This is a genomic window from Microbispora sp. H10885 (genome assembly GCF_014161415.1).
GTDB lineage: Bacteria > Actinomycetota > Actinomycetes > Streptosporangiales > Streptosporangiaceae > Microbispora > Microbispora triticiradicis.
In genome coordinates this window covers 630999-646755 of the sequence record NZ_JABBWY010000004.1, presented here as the reverse complement: position 1 = coordinate 646755, position 15757 = coordinate 630999, and the positions used below count along the sequence as shown (strand labels likewise).

Genomic DNA, 15757 nt, shown 5'->3' with positions numbered 1-15757 from the left:
AAAACTCCACGAACATCCCCGGCGACGCCATCACCGCCGCCCCACCCGCCAACGCCAGCCCGCACTCCCCCGACCGCACCGCACGCACCGCCAGATCCAACGCCACCAACGACGACGAACACGCCGTGTCCACCGTCAACGCCGGACCCCGCGACCCCAGCACATACGCGATCCGCCCCGACGCCACGCTGACGCTGCCCCCGGTGAGGAGGTAGCCGTCGGTCCCGCCGCCGCCCTCGTGCAGGCGGGGCGTGTAGTCCGACGCGGTCGCGCCGACGAACACCCCGGTGCGGGTCTCCTTCAGCGACAGCGGGTCGATGCCGGCCCGCTCCAGCGCCTCCCACGACACCTGCAGCAGCAACCGCTGCTGCGGATCGGTGGCCAGCGCCTCCCGAGGGCTCATCCCGAAGAACGCCGGATCGAACTCCCCCGCGTCACGGAGAAAGCCGCCCCGGCGCGTATAGGAGGCGCCGGGCCGTTCCGGGTCGGGATCGAAGAGGGCGTCGAGGTCCCAGCCCCGGTCGTCGGGGAAGTCGCCCGTCACGTCCGCGCCACTGGCCACCACCTGCCACAGGTCCTCCGGCGAGGCCACCCCGCCCGGGAACCGGCACCCCATCCCCACGATCACCACCGGGTCGTCGTCCACCGCCACGACGTCCCGTACGGCCTCGTGCGCAGCATCCTGCGCGGCGTCCTGTTCGGCTTCCCCGGCGAGGTGGCGGGCGATGGAGGCGGGAGTGGGATGACTGAACAACGCGGCGGCGGGGAGGTCGGCGCCGAAGGCGGCGCTCAGGCGGTCGCGCAGCTCGACCAGGCCGAGCGAGTCGAGGCCGAGGTCCTTGAACGTCGCCTCGGGGTCGACGCGCCCGGGGTCGGCGAAGCCGAGGACGGCCGCCACCTCCTCGATCACCCGCCCTTCCCTGTTCGCCGTACGGGCGGCGTGGGCGGGCGACACCGGGGCCGTGACCGGGAGCACAGCAGGGGACACAGCGGGCGGAGGGGTCCCGTCCGCGGCAGCCGGCGTCAGCCAGTGGGGCTCGCGCTGGAAGGGGTAGGTGGGCAGCGGGACGCGAGGGCTTCCCGGCGGGAAGACGGCGTCCCAGTCGAGCCGCACCCCGGCGGTGAACAGCCGCCCGACGGCGAGGTCCAGGTCGTCGTCCTTGCCGAGGACCGGCACGAACGGCGCCACCGAGCCCAGCGCCTCCCGCCCGGCCGCGCTGAGGGCCGTCCCCGGCCCCGCCTCCACGAAGATTCCGGCGCCCAGCGCCCGCAACCGGTCCAGGCCGTCGGCGAAGCGGACCGTACGGCGGGCGTGCTCCACCCAGTAGTCCACCCAGTAGCCCGCCGAGAGACCCGCACGGGTGTCGGCGTCGGTGGGGCCGGCGAGTTCCCCGGTCACGGTCGACACGAACGGAACGCGGGCCGGGCCGAACGCGAGCCCCGCGAGCACCGCACGGAACTCGTCGAGCACGGGGTCCATCAGGGGCGAGTGGAAGGCGTGGCTCACCTGGAGCCTCCGGGTCTGGTGGCCGCGCGCGACGGCGACGGCGGCGACGGCGTCGAGCGCCGGGTCCTCCCCCGCGACGACCACGGACCGGGGACCGTTCACCGCGGCGACGACCACGAGGCCGTCCACCTCCGCGATCAGCCCCCGCACCTCCTCCTCGGGCGCGCCGACGGCGAGCATGCCGCCGCCGGAGGGCAGCGACTCCATCAGCCGCCCCCGTGCCGTGATCAGCTCGGCGGCGGACGACATGTCGAGCACGCCCGCGACGTGCGCGGCGGCCACCTCGCCGATGGAGTGGCCGGCGACGAAGGACGGCTCGACTCCGAGCGACTCCAGCAGGCGGAAGGTCGCCACCTCGACCGCGAAGATCGCGGGCTGGGTGAAGGCCGTGCGGTCGAGCAGCCGGGCCTCCTCACCGTCCGGCTCCGCCCAGACGACCTCCTCCAGAGGACGCGGCAGCCGCTCGTTCAACGCAGCGGCGGCCTCGTCGAACGCGGCCCGCCAGACGGGGTGATCCTGGTGGACCCGGCGGCCCATGCCCGGCCGCTGACTGCCCTGGCCGGGGAACAGCACCGCGACGGGAGCGGAGGTGGCCTTGCCCGTGACGAGCCCGGCGGCGGGGCGGCCCTCGGCGAGCGCCGCCAGCCCCGCTGCCACGTCCCCAGTGACGGCCGCCCGGTGCTCGAAGGCGGTTCGCGTGGTGGCCAGGCTCCGGGCGAGGCCGGCGGCCCGAGCCGCGCCGGAAGGATCCTCGCCGCCGGACATGCCGCCCCCGGCGGCGAGGTCGAGCAGCCGGGCGGCCTGGTCCCGCAGGGCGGCACCGGTGCGCGCGCTCAGCACGAGAGGGGTGCGCGCCGGTGCGGCCTCCGGCGTGCCGGGCGCGGCCGGAGGCGCCACGGGGACGGCCGGAGGCGCCGCGGGTGGCTCTGCCACCACGACGTGGCAGTTGGTGCCGCCCATGCCGAACGAACTGACGCCCGCGACGAGCCGCGCGCCGTCCCTGGGCCACTCCCCGCCCGCGACCCGTACGGACAGGCCCCAGCCGTCGAAGTCGATCTCCGGGTTCGGCTCGGCGTAGTTGAGGCTCGCGGGCAGCCGCCGCCGGGCGACGCTGAGCACGGTCTTGATCAGACCGGCGATCCCGGCGGCGCCCTCCAGGTGTCCGATGTTCGTCTTCACCGATCCGACGTGCAGGGCCGGCCCGTCGCCGGGGCGGGCGAGACCCAGGGCCCGCGCCTCCACCGGGTCGCCGACCCGGGTCCCGGTGCCGTGCAGTTCGACGTACTGCAGGTCGGAGGGCGCGACGCCGGCGGCCGCCCAGGCGTGCCTGAGCACCTCGGCCTGGGCGCCGGCGCTGGGGGTGGTGAGCCCGTCGGTGCCTCCGTCGTTGTTGACCGCGCCGCCGAGCAGCACGGCGTAGACGGAGTCGCCGTCCTCGATCGCGGCGTCCAGCGGCTTGAGCAGCACCAGCCCGGCGCCCTCGCCCCGCACGTAGCCGTTGGCCCGGCGGTCGAAGGTGTGGCACCGGCCGTCGGGCGACAGCCCGCCGAACCGGGCGACCGCCGCGGTGCCGGCCGGGTCGACGATGAGGTTGACGCCGCCCGCGAGCGCCAGGCGCGACTCGCCGCGCCGCACGCTCTCGGCCGCGAGGTGCACGGCCACCAGCGACGACGACTGCGCGGTGTCGACCGCGATGCTCGGCCCGCGCAGGCCGAAGGCGTACGACACGCGGTTGGCGATGATCCCGCGGGTGGTGCCGGTGAGAGTGTGCCGCCCGATCGCGGAGGGGCGCGACAGTGCGGCGTACTCGTCGGCGATGGACCCGACGAACACGCCCGTCGGGGTGTCGCGCAGCGTCTCGGGCAGCACGCCGGCGTCCTCCAGCGCCTCCCAGGCCAGTTCCAGGACGAGCCGCTGCTGCGGGTCCATGGCGGCGGCCTCGCGAGGGGAGATCCCGAAGAACTCCGCGTCGAATCCGGCGATGTCGTCGAGGTAGGCGCCGTACCGCACGCCGGGGTTCTCCCGGGCCAGGGCGTCCAGGAGCGGGGACGGCGCTCGGCCCCCGGGCACCTCGCGGACGGCCGAGCGGCCCTCCTCCAGCAGCCGCCACAGGGCGTCCGGGTGTGGCGCGCCGGGCAGGCGGCACGCGACTCCGACGACCGCGACGGGCCGGGACACCTGCGGGTCGGGGCTGATCACGTCGTGCCTCACTCTCGGTCATGGTGAGCAGGATGAGCGTGGTCGGGCGCGGACGGCGCGGGAGGGGAGGCGGGTCAGGCCCGTACGGCGAGCCCGTTCCGTACCGCCGCCGCGACGTCCTCCAGCCGCGGGGTCAGGTAGAAGTGGCCGCCGGGCAGGACCGTGAGACGGAACCCGCCGTCGGTGTGGTCCCGCCACCGGGCGGCCTGGTCGACGGTCACCCGCGGATCCCGGTCGCCGACCAGCGCGGTGACCGGGCAGCGGACCCGCGCCCCGGGATCGGGCAGATAGGAACGCAGTGCCCGGTAGTCGGCGCGCAGCGGGGGCAGCACGAGCTCCCGCAGGTCCGCGCTCTCCAGCACCTGCCGGGAGGTGCCGCCGAGGAACAGGGCCTCCTCCAGCAGCGCGGCGTCGTTCCGGAGGATCACCGGATCCACCCGGGTGAGGGCGGGCGCCCGCCCGCCGGAGACGAACAGCCGCTCGGGCGCGGCGCCGGCGCCCCGCTCGCCGAGCAGCGCGGCCTCGAACGCCACCAGCGAGCCCATGCTGTGCCCGAAGAAGGCGAGGGGGCCGTCGTCCGGTTCCCGGGCGAGCACGTCCGCCACCCTGCGGGCCAGCTCGCGCACGTCCTCGACGGGCGGCTCGCGCCGCCGGTCGAGGCGCCCGGGGTACTGCACGGCCAGCACGCGCACCTGCGGGGCGAGCGCCCGCGCGAGCGGGATGAAGAAGCCGGCCGAGCCTCCGGCGTGCGGGAACACGACCAGGCGGGGGGCGCCGGGCGCGGCGGGAGCGAACTCGCGCAGCCAGTCGCCCCGCACCCGCGCTCCGGCGAGAGGGGCGTTCACCCGGCCGCTCCCGCCCGGGCGGCCTCCAGGGCGGCGGCCAGCGACGCGGTCACCCCCGGGTCGGCGCCGGGCCGCATCCGCTGCACCGCGAGCAGGCTCCACACGCGGGTCTCCGCGAGGTGGGAGGGGGCGCCGTGCACGTCGTCGTGCTCCATCAGCCGCAGGTCGCGCACCGAGCGCTTCAGCCGTTCGGTGTCGCCGGGAGGGATGATCTCGTCCCGCTTCGCCGTCACCGCGGCGAGGGGCACGGTGAGCGCGCGCAGGTCGGCGTCGTCGAGCGCCCAGTCGCGCACGTGCGCGAAGACCGCTTCCGGCGGCACACCCGCCAGGTGGGCCAGAGTGTCGCGGGTGACCTTCGGCACCCGGGCCTGCCAGGCGGCGTCGGTGAAGAAGTCGTGGACGGGCGGGCCGTTGGCGACCACACCCCGCACGCGGGGGTCGCGCAGCGCGGCGGTGATCGCGGCATGGCCGCTGAAGCTCAGCGCGAGCAGGTAGGTCTCGCGCACCTCGGCCCGTCCCTCCAGGGCGTCGAGGATCGCCGGAAAGAGCCGCCACGCGTCCGGGCCGTACCGGAGCGGGCTCTCGCCGACGCCGGGCAGGTCGGCCACGACCCCGGCCATGCCGAAGGCCGCGATCTGCGGGAGCACCGGCCCCCACTGCTCCTTCGGGCTCACGATGCCGCCGGTCATGACCAGCAGCGGCCGGGGCTCGTCGGCGGACAGGCCGGCGGCCCACACCCGCACCGGGACTCCGTCCACGTCCACGACGACGGGCTCCAGGCCCGGCACCCCGCGCCGCCACCGGTCGAAGGCGTCGAGGCAGCGGGCGAGCGCGCGCTTGCGGCCCGGGCCGTCCACGTACGGAAAGCGGCCCATGGTGTAGTACTGGCAGGCCAGGGCCGTCTCGCCGGCGGCGTCCCACTCGTCCCCGGCGCGGATCCACTCGTACGGCCACGAGCCCGGCTCGTCACCCGCGTCCGCGGTGATGCGGTCGAGCAGGGCGCCGTAGTGGTCGGCCGGCAGGTTCTGCGAGATCGCGTGCGCCACGACGAAGCGCTTGAGCTCGGTCAGGTCGTTCATTCCTCGTACGCCTCCAGCGCTTCCTTGATCTCGGTGAGCACGTCGGCGGCCTCGGCGCCGTCGATCACGCGGTGGTCGAAGGCCAGCGAGAGCCGCATGACGGGGGCGACCACCACGGCGCCGTCCCTGACGACCGGGCGGTCGGCGATCCGGCCCACGCCGAGGGTCACAGTGGTGCCGCCGACCGAGTGGAAGCCGTCGACGGCTCGGTGGCCGAGCGAGGTGACGCTGAACGTGCCGGTGACGGCGGGCCGCCGGTCGAGCAGCCCCGCCATCTCGCGGAACCGGTCGAGCGCCTCCTGCCAGGCCAGTCTCCGCAGCGCGCGGATGCCGGCGAACTCCTCGGCCGTGCCGGGATCGGCGGCGGCCGCCCGGTCCAGGTGCGCCTGTACGTCGGCCAGGGACGCGGACTCCAGCGCGGGGATCACGGTGGCGAGCACGACGCGGCGGCCCTCCCAGGTCTTGTCGAGGGTGACCTTGGCCGCCACGGTGTCGAAGGAGGCGACGACCGGGTCCAGCCGGCCGTGTATGGCGGAGTTGGCCTCGGGGTGCTTGGCCAGGACCCCGGCGGCCGCGTGCACGACGTAGGAGACGACCGAACGGCGCTCCCCCGCCTGGTGCGCCCGCGCCCGTCCCGCGACGATCGCGGTGGCGTCCACCTCGGTGTCGAGGAAGACCGGGGAGAAGTCGCGGATCTGGTCGAGGAAGAACAGGGTGTGCCTGCGCTGGGAGGGGAACGGGCGGCCGGTCATCGGTTCACCAGCTCGTAGACCGACTCCAGGCTCGCGGCCTCGAGGAAGTCGGGCAGCGACAGCGGCCGGCGCACCCGCTTCTCCAGCAGGACGAGCATCGTCAGCAGGTGCAGCGAGTCCCATCCGGGCACCTCGTCGAGGGCGCGGCCGAGGTCGTCGCCGCCGACGGCCAGGCCGATCTCGTCCTGGAGCAGGTCCACGAACTCCTCCCTGCTGATCGCGGCCATCAGGCACGCTCCAGGGCCAGGCCCGACTTGATCCACTTGCTCGACTCGATGGCCACCGCGATCGCCCGCGACGGCCGCGTCATCCGCGGCAGCAGGCGGTCGAGCTGGAAGAAGACCAGGGCGTTGCCGTTGTTGCCGGTCTCCGCGACGCAGGAGACCTCCTCGGCCGCGGGGAAGGCGAGCCGCGCGGTGATCTTCCCGGTCATCGCGACGGACAGCTGCGGGGGCAACAGGTAGTCGACCTCCGCGCGGTCCCAGCCGAGGTCGTCCAGCAACTCGTCGGCCGTCTCCTCGGCGAGGACGGGAACGAACTCCTCGATGGCCTTGTAGTCCTCGCTGGCCGGGGCCTCGGTCGCGTCACGGTCGGCCAGGCCGTACCAGCGCAGGATCTGGCCGGGCGCGCGGTCGAGGCCGGACAGCCGGGTGAGCACCGACCGGAGCACCGGCGCCTCCGGAGGGCCCGCGGTGCTCAGCACGGCGGCCCCGGCCCCGTCGCCGAACAGCACGTAGTTGACCAGCTCGTCGGGCGGCAGTGCCGTCAGGTCGGCCTTGACGTCGTAGTGCTTGGCGATGACGTCGCCGCCGACGACGAGCGCGGTGCGGTAGCGGCCGGTGGCCAGCAGCGAGGCCGCGACGTCGAACGTCTGCACGGCGCCGGAGCAGCCCGACTGGAGCTGGAACGCCGGCACGCCGTCGATGCGGAGCCGCTCGGCGACGACGTTCACCGTCGCCGGCATCAGCGTGTCGGGAGTGGCGGTGCCCAGCACCACCACGTCGATCTCCTCCGCGGAGATCCCGGCCCGGCTGAGAGCCTGGACGGCTGCGCGCTCGCCGAGGTCGGCCAGGCTGTCCCGCCGTTCGCCGGTGGACAGGTCGACCGCGAGATGACGCGTCCGTGTGCCGATGAACGTGTCGACCCACTGCCGCCACACCTGGTCCATGCCGAACGCCCCGGCAAGGGCGGCCGTGTCGATGGGAGGTCCCGGCAACGCCGTTCCCACCGACAGAAGTCGTACCGGTGTCTCCGCCATACGCTCCTCCAACGAGCCGCGTCCGCGCCACCGCGCCCTGCGCGCAGCGGATCGGGACGCGAGCCCCGGCACTGCTGATGACGGTTCAGACGCTAAGAGCAACCCCTAAAGCAGCCCTAAGCCCCCGATAACGGGCAGGAACCGCCGACAAGATCACCAAGGGAGGAAAGCCGCACATCCCGTTGGGCCGGATTGCCGGTAACTAAAACGTCCTAGGGAATCTTTCGCTACGACTAAACGCTACAGTTAACATGTGACAACTTTTGCTACAGAGCTTCATCTCCCACGGGTCGCCGCGGGAGAGGTACGAGCAGTGGAGGGGGCTCGATGACGGTTTCGCTCCGGCGTCAGCGAGTGCGTGACGCCACGTTGCGTGAGCTGATCTCCGTGAGCCGCGGCATCCTGACGGACCAGGGGGCCGAGGCGCTGACGATCCGGGCGGTCGCCCGCGAGATGGGCATGACCCCTCCCGGGGTCTATCGCTACTTCGACAGCCACCGCACCCTGCTGGACGCGGTCGTCGTGGCCGTTCTGGAAGAGCTGACCGAGCACATCGTCAGCGCCGTCGATCACGTCGACGCGGCCGACACGGCGGGCCGGCTCATCGCCGCCAGCAGGGCGCTGCGGAACTGGGCCGTCGGACACGGCGCGGAGTTCCACCTCTCCTGGTTCGTGTCCTCGCCGGACGAGGGCGCGTCGGCCGGCCGGGCACGACGTCAGGTGGGCAGGCTCTTCGCGGACGTCTTCTCCGGCGTCTGGCGCGACTACGGGCCCGTACCCCTGCCGCCCGGACAGCCCTCCCCGGCGACCGAAAGGCCGGCCCGGCGGCTCCTCGAACAACTGGAGACCGAGCTCCCCTCCTCCGCGGCCGCGGTCGCGTTCACCCGGTGCTGGCTACGGCTGTACGGCATGGTCAGCGTCGAGTCGCTCGGCCTGACCCGGGCCATCGGCGACGACGCGGGCGAGCTGTTCGAGGCGGAACTCGCCGATCTCGCGCGGACGCTCGGTCTTCCCGCTACCGCGCTGGGCACCGGCCGGTGACCGGTCTCCGCGGCACTTCCTCCCCTCGGGCCGTACGCGGCCCCGACCCCCGACCGGCAACCTCTGCCACAGGAGAGCCATGACCCCCCTGCAGCTCAGCCAGGAGACCCGGTGGATCGCGGGCGTCGTCCTGCTGACCATCGTGACCATCGAGTTCGGCGGATGGTTCCTCTCCAGAATCGTCCGCGGCCAGGTGTCGATGACCCCCTTCCAGCAGGCCTTCGCCCGTGCCGGGCACGCGCACGCGGGGGTGCTGGTGACCCTCGGGCTCGTGTGCCTGCTCTTCGTCGACGCCACCGGTCTGAGCGGTGTCCCGGTGTGGATCGCCCGGCTCGGCGTACCGGCCGCCGCCGTGCTGATGTCCGCCGGTTTCTTCCTGTCCTCGCTGGGACAGGGAACCACTCGCCCGAACCGGTTGATCGCCCTGCTCTGGATCGGCGCGCTGTGCCTGGCCGCCGGGGTGCTCTCCCTCGGAATCGGCTTGCTGACGAGCTGAGCGTCTCCGCCACTCACGGGAGCAGCAGGCCCCAGTAGAGGGCCCACGGGAGGAAGGCGACGCCGCCGGCGAGCAGGAGGCCGAGGCGGACCCGCTCACTCCTCGCCCCGGCCCTCCGCCACGCCCGGACCGTCCGTACGGCGGCGACCACCGTGGTCAGCGCCAGGGCCTGCAGGCCCAGCCAGACGATCGGGCGACCGAACAGCACGGGTCCCGGCGCGGCCAGCTTGCCCCCGGTCATGAGCAGGTAGAACAGGAAGACGAACGACCCGAGCAAGGCGATCAGCCCGGCCGCGCTGAGCACCCGCGGCGCGGCCGGCAGGGCCGTACGGGACCGCCCGCGCAGCCGGCGGACGAGGGCGGTCAACGGGTAGGCGGCGAAGACGGCGATCAGCAGCAGCGTCACGGCCGCCTGCGCCGGGGCCGACTCCCACGGCGCCGGACGGTCCACCGGCACGGTCGGCGTCGCCTGCTCGGGTGCGGGGCCCGAGATGCTCGCCAGCGGCGGCCGTCCCGAGACGGCCTCGCGGACCCAGGAGCCGACCAGGTCGGCGTACCCGGGAGCGAGGGCGGGCAGCCGGGTGACGCCGCCGTCGGGCGTGAGGTGGGCGGCGTGGTCGGCCCCGGGGAAGAACCGGAACGTGTAGTGCCGGTTGCCGCCCTTCTCCAGCGCCCGCGCGAAGATCGGCGGGGTCTCCTTCGGCGGGGTCAGCAGGTCATGGACTCCCCAGATCGCGAGCACCGGCTGCCGCACCGCGGCGAGGGCCGGCTCGGGGTCGTACCAGGGCTCGGGGAACATGCCCCCGTCGGCGATGGTCCGGTAGAGGTTCGGCTCGGCCCGGTCCACCAGCGACCCCGCCACCCCCGCCTTGCGCAGGCCCGCGGCGACGGCCCAGGTCTGCTGCCGCAGCGGCGTGAGCGCGTTGGCGCCGACGACCACGACGAACGCGACGTCCCGCGAGCGGGAGGCCGCCAGGGGCGCGACCCAGCCGCCCTCGCTGAGCCCCCAGACGCCCACCTTCGCCGGGTCCACGCCGGGCTGCGACCGCAGCGTGGCCACCGCGCCCAGCGCGTCGTCCGCGAGCGTCGAGTAGGAGCGGCGGAAGAGCGAGTAGCCCTCCGACCTCTTGTCGTAGACCAGCACGGACATGCCCCTGCGGGCGAACTCCACGGCCTCGCCCATGAGTTTGGCGCGTGGCGTGCCGGTGCCGGCCCCGTGGACGAGCACCACGCCGGGCCGCCCCGGCGACGCCTTCGCGGGCGACAGCACGGTGCCGTACAGAGTGAGGCCTCCGCCGCCCGCGAAACTCACCTCCCTTCCGGTCAGGTCGGCGGGAACGGCGACCGCCTCCCCGGCGGCGGAGGGCGGTGGAGCGGCGGCGGCCACTGCGGGGGCGGCCGTCAAGGTGAGAGCGAGGCCAAGGGCCAGGGCGATTCGACGCATGTTGCCGAAACTAGTCTGCAGAGAAGTCTCGGCAAAGACATCTCTGCAGATATCGTTCTGGAGGACTAGGGTGATCCTCATGAAGGACGAGGAGCCGTTCCTGCTCGACGACCCGGGCCGTCTCAAGGCTCTGGCCCACCCCATGCGGCGCCTCATCCTGCGCCACCTCAACATCCACGGGCCCGCGACCTCCACGACGATCGGCGAGCTGCTCGGCGCGAAGACCGGCACGACCAGCTACCACCTGCGCCAGCTGGAGAAGTACGGCTTCATCGAGGAGATCCCCGAGAGATCGACCGGCCGGGAGCGGTGGTGGCGCAGGGCCGAGGTCCCGCGCGACATGCGCGCCCCGGCCCCCGGACAGCTCGCGCCCGAGGACCGCCCGGTGCTGGAGGAGTTCCACCGCGTCGGCTTCGAGGAGGACCGGGCACTCATGGAGCGCTTCCCCGAGGCGTACCGGCGCGACCCCGACTGGGCCAAGGGTTCACGCGGTCTCGGCCGGATGACCAAGGAGGAGTTCGCCGAGTTCTTCGACGCCTACATGGCGCTGCTGCTCAAGTACAGCCACCGGGCACAGGACGCGCCGCCTGAGGCGCGGCCCATGTACGTCCGGATGTTCGCCTTCCCCGCCGACGAATCCTGATTCGTGCTCGTGGCAGCCTCGGCGCTTAAGGCCGGCTACGGGAGCGGGCGGATGAGGCCGTCCTCCAGGTAAGCGGTATGCCCGGCGTCCGCCGCCGAGACCACCGCGTTCATCCTCCGCGTCAGGCCTGGCGGCAGGAGCGTGCCGAGGTCCGTCGGAGGAACGAACTTGTAGTCGTCGAGTTCCTCGGGCTGCAGGCGGAGCGCCGCGATCTGGGGATCGGTGAGCACGCCCGCGTCGAAGACGAACATCAGCCCGGCGTCCCACGGCGGTGCCGGTGGCACCCAGTCGACACAGGCAAGCCGGCCCACCGACGGCGCGATGCCCAGCTCCTCCCGCAGTTCCCGAAGTAAAGCACCGACAGGGGACTCCCCCGCCTCGACGATTCCGCCGGGGATGTCCCACTCGTCCTTGTAGACCGGGTGCACGAGAAGCACCCGTCCCTCGTCGTCTCGGAGCAAGGCGCCTGCCGCGGCACGAAGGCGCGGTACGGAGGCGACGTAGGCCAGGTATGACGCGGAGTCACTCATGACGGCTCCGACACTACGAGCCGCGCACGTCCCGGCGCCGGCGTATCTCCAAACCTCACACGGAGGCGGTTCACCCACCACCGGCCGGGATCTCACGGTGGACTCGGCTGTCGTGGCCCGGCATCACCCGACGCGGGTGGAGTCCATGATCCAGTTGGTCTCCCAGGTCTGGCCGCCGTCGTAGGAGAAGGCCTGCTCCCAGTGGCACGAGTCCGGCGTGATCCCCGACCAGGTGAACCGAACGCGGATCGGGCGGCCGTCGTCGGTGTCGTCGGCGTAGAAGGTGCCGACCCCGTCGACGAAGCGGCCGACGACCGGGACCGGATCCAGGCCGCGCCTGCTGTTGATCCAGTAGATGGACCACTCGTCCCGCTCGGCGTCGTACGTCCGGACCGTCGCGCCGTCGAAGTCCTTGGTGGGCAGCGTGAGCGTGTCGAAGCTGCCCGCGCCGTCGAAGAAGCCGTACGCGACGCAGCGGCCGGGAAACTCCTCCCACTCGTCGCTGCCGACCCCCCGCTTCAGCAGCCTCCGGTTGGCCACGTCCCACGTGCCGACGAAGAAGTCGAAGTCGTTCACCGTCCCGCCCCTTCCGGCCGGGCGCCGGCCAGGTGGTCGCCGCGGTCCGGGGATCCGTCCCCCGGCTCGGACGCCCGCCCGCGCTGGTCGTCGTGGTACCGGCCGTCGGCCGCGATCGGGCCGAGCGGCCGCGTGATCTTGTGGATGAATGCCATGCCCGGGACCGTACGGCCCCTCCACTGACACCTATTGTCAGTGGATGTGCGCGCGTCCCGGCTGTTGTCCATCCTTCTGCTGCTCCAGTCGCGGGGGCGCCTGACGGCCCGCCAGCTCGCCGAAGAGCTGGAGGTGAGCGTCCGCACGATCTACCGCGACGTCGAGTCGCTCCACGCCGCCGGCATCCCGTTGTACGGCGAGGCCGGGCACGAGGGCGGATACCGGCTGATGGACGGCTTCCGCACCCGGCTCACCGGCCTGACCCCGCGGGAGGCGGAGGCCCTGTTCCTGGCCCCGCTGCCGGGACCGGCCGCCGAACTCGGGCTCGGCTCCCTCGCGGCGGCTGCCGAGCTCAAGATCGAGGCCGCGCTGCCCGCCGCCCTGCGGGACGGTGTCAGGCGGATCCGGGACCACTTCCTCCTCGACGCGCCCGGCTGGTACCACGACGGCGACCACGTGCCGCACCTGCCCGACGTCGCCGAGGCCGTGTGGAACGGCCGCGTCATCGAGGTGCTCTACCGGCGGTGGGCCGCCCCCACCGAGGTCGAACGCCGGCTGGAGCCGTACGGGCTGGTGCTCAAAGGCGGGAAGTGGTACCTCGTGGCCCGCTGTGACGGCGCCCTGCGGACCTACCGGGTCACCCAGATCCTGCGGCTGCGGGTCACGGACGACACGTTCGAGCGCCCCGAGGGCTTCGACCTGGCCGGGCACTGGCGCGAGCACCTGGCGGGCTTCCGGTCGCGGCTGTTCCAGGGGCACGCGGTGATCCGGCTCTCGCCGGACGGGTGTGAGCGGCTGCGGGAGACGATGAGCTCGGCCGTGGTGACCGCCGTGGACGACACGGCCGAGGGCCCGGACCCGGACGGCTGGATCAGGGCCACCGTGCCGATCGAGTCGCTGACGCACGCCCACTCCGAGTTCCTCAGGCTCGGCGCCGAGGTGGAAATCCTGGAGCCCGCCGAACTGCGGCGCAGGCTGGCGGACACCGCCGCGGCCCTGGCCGTCCTCTACCGGTGACGCGCGCCCGAGCGGGCGGATGGCAGGATGCTTGCGGTAGGGGTCACGACGGTCACGGCGCGACGGGACGCACCGCACCGTGGAAGAGCCGAAGGAGGCGGATGAGCCGGAAGAACCATCGCGTCGCCGTGCTCGTGCTGGAGGGCGCGAAACCACTCGACGTCGGCATCCCCGCGCAGGTGTTCTCCAACCGGCCGAGCATGCCGTACGAGGTGCGGGTGTGCGGCGCCGCGCCCGGACTGGTGACCGGCGGCGACGGCCTCTCCTATCACGTGGCCGAGGGCCTCGACGCCTTCGAGCACGCCGACACCGTCTTCATCCCCGGCTATCGGGAGCCGGCGGCCACGGAGCCGCCGGCCGCTGTCCTCGGCGCGCTCATGGCCGCCCACGAGCGCGGAACCCGGCTCGCCGCCATCTCGACGGGGGCGTTCGCGCTGGCGGCGGCGGGCCTGCTCGACGGCAAGCGGGCGACGACCCACTGGCACTACACGAAGGCCCTCGCCGGCAAGCATCCGCTCGTACGGGTGGACGAGAACGTGTTGTTCGTGGACGAGGGCGACGTGCTGACGTCGGCGGGCGCGGCCTCCGGCATCGACCTGTGCCTGCACCTGGTGCGGCGCGACCACGGCGTCGGGCTGTCCAATCACGTGGCGAGACGGCTGGTGGCGGCGCCCTATCGCAGCGGCGGTCAGGCGCAGTACGTTCCCCGCAGCGTGCCCGAGCCGCTCGGCGACCTGTTCGCGAACACGCGGGAGTGGGCCCTGGCGCACCTGTCCGAACGGCTGACCCTCGAGACCCTCGCCCGCCACGCCCGCGTGTCGGCGCGCACCTTCTCCCGGCGGTTCGTGGAGGACACCGGCCACACGCCGATGCAGTGGGTGCTCCGGGCACGCGTGGACCTGGCACGCGAACTGCTCGAACGCACCGATCTGGGCGTGGAGCAGATCGCCGACCGGGTCGGGCTCGGCACCGGCGCCAACCTGCGCCTGCACTTCCAGCGCATCCTCGGCACCTCCCCGACCGAGTACCGCCACACCTTCTCGGCCTGAACCCGGTCGGGCAGGGTGTGGCGAGATCCTTGCGGACGGTGGCGAAACTTCTGGCTTGATTCTTGCGCGTGCTGTCATTCGGGCCACTGTCGGCCCGGCGTCCGAGCGCCGACCATGGAGCCCAGAACGAGCGGAACGAAAGGAACGCCCATGACTCGCATCGCCATCAACGGATTCGGCCGCATCGGACGCAACACCCTCCGCGCCCTGCTCGGACGCGACAACGACCTCGAAGTGGTCGCCGTCAACGACCTCACCGCCCCGGAGACCCTCGCGCACCTGCTCAAGTACGACAGCGCGCTCGGCCGCCTCGGCCTCCCCGTCGAGGTCGACGGCGCCGACCTCGTGGTCGACGGCCGCCGCATCCAGGTGCTCGCCGAACGCGAGCCCGCCAAGCTGCCCTGGGCCGAGCTCGGCGTCGCCCTCGTGCTCGAGTCCACCGGCCGCTTCACCGCGGCGCGTGCCGCCCGCGCGCACATCGACGCGGGCGCCAGGCGCGTGCTGGTGAGCGCCCCCTCCGACGGCGCCGACGTCACGCTCGCCTACGGCGTGAACACCGAGGCGTACGACCCCGCCGAGCACGTGATCGTCTCGAACGCCTCGTGCACCACGAACGCGCTGGCTCCGCTGGCGTCCGTGCTCGACGACCTGGCCGGCATCGAGCACGGCTTCATGACCACGGTGCACGCCTACACCCAGGAGCAGAACCTGCAGGACGGCCCGCACCGCGACCTGCGTCGCGCCCGCGCGGCCGGCGTGAACATCGTGCCCACCACCACAGGGGCCGCCAAGGCCATCGGCCTGGTGCTGCCGAACCTCGACGGCAAGCTGTCGGGCGACGCGATCCGCGTGCCGGTCCCGGTGGGTTCGATCGTGGAGCTGAACACCACCGTCTCACGCGAGGTGACCCGCGACGAGGTGCTCGCGGCCTACCGCGCCGCCGCCGACGGCAGGCTCAAGGGCATCCTCGACTACGCCGACGAGCCGCTGGTCTCCAGCGACATCACCGGCCAGCCGGCGTCGGCGATCTTCGACGCCGCCCTCACCCGCGTCGAGGGCAGGCATGTCAAGGTGGTGGCCTGGTACGACAACGAGTGGGGCTTCTCGAACCGGGTCGTCGACACGCTGGAGCTGCTCGCCCGCGACTGAGCCCGCCGTACGCGCA

16 protein-coding genes are annotated in these 15757 nt (G+C 73.3%); 6 read left to right on the top strand and 10 right to left on the bottom strand.

Annotation, left to right across the window (positions count from 1 at the left end; genetic code table 11):
• The 6 genes from HHX37_RS14120 to HHX37_RS14095 form a co-directional block, all read right to left on the bottom strand.
• Nucleotides 1-3718 (bottom strand): type I polyketide synthase (locus HHX37_RS14120; protein WP_182885656.1); only part of this gene is annotated, 3718 nt, incomplete at its 3' end.
• Nucleotides 3719-3780: 62 nt separating this feature from the next.
• Nucleotides 3781-4551 carry a thioesterase II family protein gene (locus HHX37_RS14115; protein WP_182879928.1) on the bottom strand — a complete coding sequence of 257 codons (771 nt, stop codon included), beginning with the start codon at nucleotides 4549-4551 and terminating at the stop codon, nucleotides 3781-3783.
• Nucleotides 4548-5630, bottom strand: coding sequence for an alpha/beta hydrolase (locus tag HHX37_RS14110; protein ID WP_182878212.1), 1083 nt, complete (start codon nucleotides 5628-5630; stop codon nucleotides 4548-4550). Before HHX37_RS14110 ends, HHX37_RS14115 begins: the two co-directional genes overlap by 4 nt.
• On the bottom strand, nucleotides 5627-6382 hold the full coding sequence (locus HHX37_RS37720) for a 2-oxo acid dehydrogenase subunit E2 (protein ID WP_182879926.1): 756 nt from the start codon (nucleotides 6380-6382) through the stop codon (nucleotides 5627-5629). Before HHX37_RS37720 ends, HHX37_RS14110 begins: the two co-directional genes overlap by 4 nt.
• The gene (locus HHX37_RS36670) at nucleotides 6379-6609 is read right to left on the bottom strand and encodes an acyl carrier protein (RefSeq protein ID WP_111700703.1); all 231 of its coding nucleotides are present in this window, start codon (nucleotides 6607-6609) and stop codon (nucleotides 6379-6381) included. The genes HHX37_RS37720 and HHX37_RS36670 overlap by 4 nt, the downstream gene beginning before the upstream one ends.
• Nucleotides 6609-7640 carry a 3-oxoacyl-ACP synthase III family protein gene (locus HHX37_RS14095; RefSeq protein WP_182885655.1) on the bottom strand — a complete coding sequence of 344 codons (1032 nt, stop codon included), beginning with the start codon at nucleotides 7638-7640 and terminating at the stop codon, nucleotides 6609-6611. Before HHX37_RS14095 ends, HHX37_RS36670 begins: the two co-directional genes overlap by 1 nt.
• A gap of 327 nt (nucleotides 7641-7967) precedes the next feature.
• Between HHX37_RS14095 and HHX37_RS14090 the strand changes: the two genes are divergently transcribed.
• The gene (locus HHX37_RS14090; protein WP_182885654.1) at nucleotides 7968-8681 is read left to right on the top strand and encodes a TetR/AcrR family transcriptional regulator; all 714 of its coding nucleotides are present in this window, start codon (nucleotides 7968-7970) and stop codon (nucleotides 8679-8681) included.
• Nucleotides 8682-8760: 79 nt separating this feature from the next.
• Nucleotides 8761-9177, top strand: coding sequence for a hypothetical protein (locus HHX37_RS14085; protein WP_182885653.1), 417 nt, complete (start codon nucleotides 8761-8763; stop codon nucleotides 9175-9177).
• Nucleotides 9178-9190: 13 nt separating this feature from the next.
• Here the strand turns inward: HHX37_RS14085 and HHX37_RS14080 are convergent, their stop codons facing one another.
• Nucleotides 9191-10621, bottom strand: coding sequence for an alpha/beta hydrolase family protein (locus HHX37_RS14080; protein WP_182885652.1), 1431 nt, complete (start codon nucleotides 10619-10621; stop codon nucleotides 9191-9193).
• A gap of 79 nt (nucleotides 10622-10700) precedes the next feature.
• Here HHX37_RS14080 and HHX37_RS14075 point away from each other — a divergent pair, with 79 nt between their 5' ends.
• Nucleotides 10701-11264 (top strand): ArsR/SmtB family transcription factor, encoded by a 564-nt coding sequence (locus tag HHX37_RS14075; RefSeq protein ID WP_182885651.1) that lies wholly within the window; start codon nucleotides 10701-10703, stop codon nucleotides 11262-11264.
• A 35-nt stretch (nucleotides 11265-11299) separates the two neighbouring features.
• Here HHX37_RS14075 and HHX37_RS14070 read toward each other — a convergent pair whose 3' ends face one another.
• The 3 genes from HHX37_RS14070 to HHX37_RS14060 form a co-directional block, all read right to left on the bottom strand.
• Nucleotides 11300-11794 carry an NUDIX domain-containing protein gene (locus HHX37_RS14070; RefSeq protein ID WP_182885650.1) on the bottom strand — a complete coding sequence of 165 codons (495 nt, stop codon included), beginning with the start codon at nucleotides 11792-11794 and terminating at the stop codon, nucleotides 11300-11302.
• A 123-nt stretch (nucleotides 11795-11917) separates the two neighbouring features.
• Complete coding sequence (locus tag HHX37_RS14065; RefSeq protein WP_182885649.1) at nucleotides 11918-12370, bottom strand: hypothetical protein; 453 nt, start codon at nucleotides 12368-12370, stop codon at nucleotides 11918-11920.
• On the bottom strand, nucleotides 12367-12525 hold the full coding sequence (locus HHX37_RS14060) for a hypothetical protein (RefSeq protein ID WP_165900669.1): 159 nt from the start codon (nucleotides 12523-12525) through the stop codon (nucleotides 12367-12369). Before HHX37_RS14060 ends, HHX37_RS14065 begins: the two co-directional genes overlap by 4 nt.
• Nucleotides 12526-12571: 46 nt before the next feature.
• Here HHX37_RS14060 and HHX37_RS14055 point away from each other — a divergent pair, with 46 nt between their 5' ends.
• The 3 genes from HHX37_RS14055 (at nucleotide 12572) to gap (ending at nucleotide 15741) form a co-directional block, all read left to right on the top strand.
• Nucleotides 12572-13543 carry a helix-turn-helix transcriptional regulator gene (locus tag HHX37_RS14055; RefSeq protein ID WP_182885648.1) on the top strand — a complete coding sequence of 324 codons (972 nt, stop codon included), beginning with the start codon at nucleotides 12572-12574 and terminating at the stop codon, nucleotides 13541-13543.
• 101 nt (nucleotides 13544-13644) lie between these two features.
• A complete protein-coding gene (locus HHX37_RS14050; protein WP_182885647.1) occupies nucleotides 13645-14592 on the top strand; it encodes a GlxA family transcriptional regulator in 948 nt (315 codons plus the stop codon).
• A gap of 150 nt (nucleotides 14593-14742) precedes the next feature.
• Nucleotides 14743-15741 carry a type I glyceraldehyde-3-phosphate dehydrogenase gene (gap, locus tag HHX37_RS14045; RefSeq protein WP_182885646.1) on the top strand — a complete coding sequence of 333 codons (999 nt, stop codon included), beginning with the start codon at nucleotides 14743-14745 and terminating at the stop codon, nucleotides 15739-15741.
• Nucleotides 15742-15757: the final 16 nt, after the last annotated feature.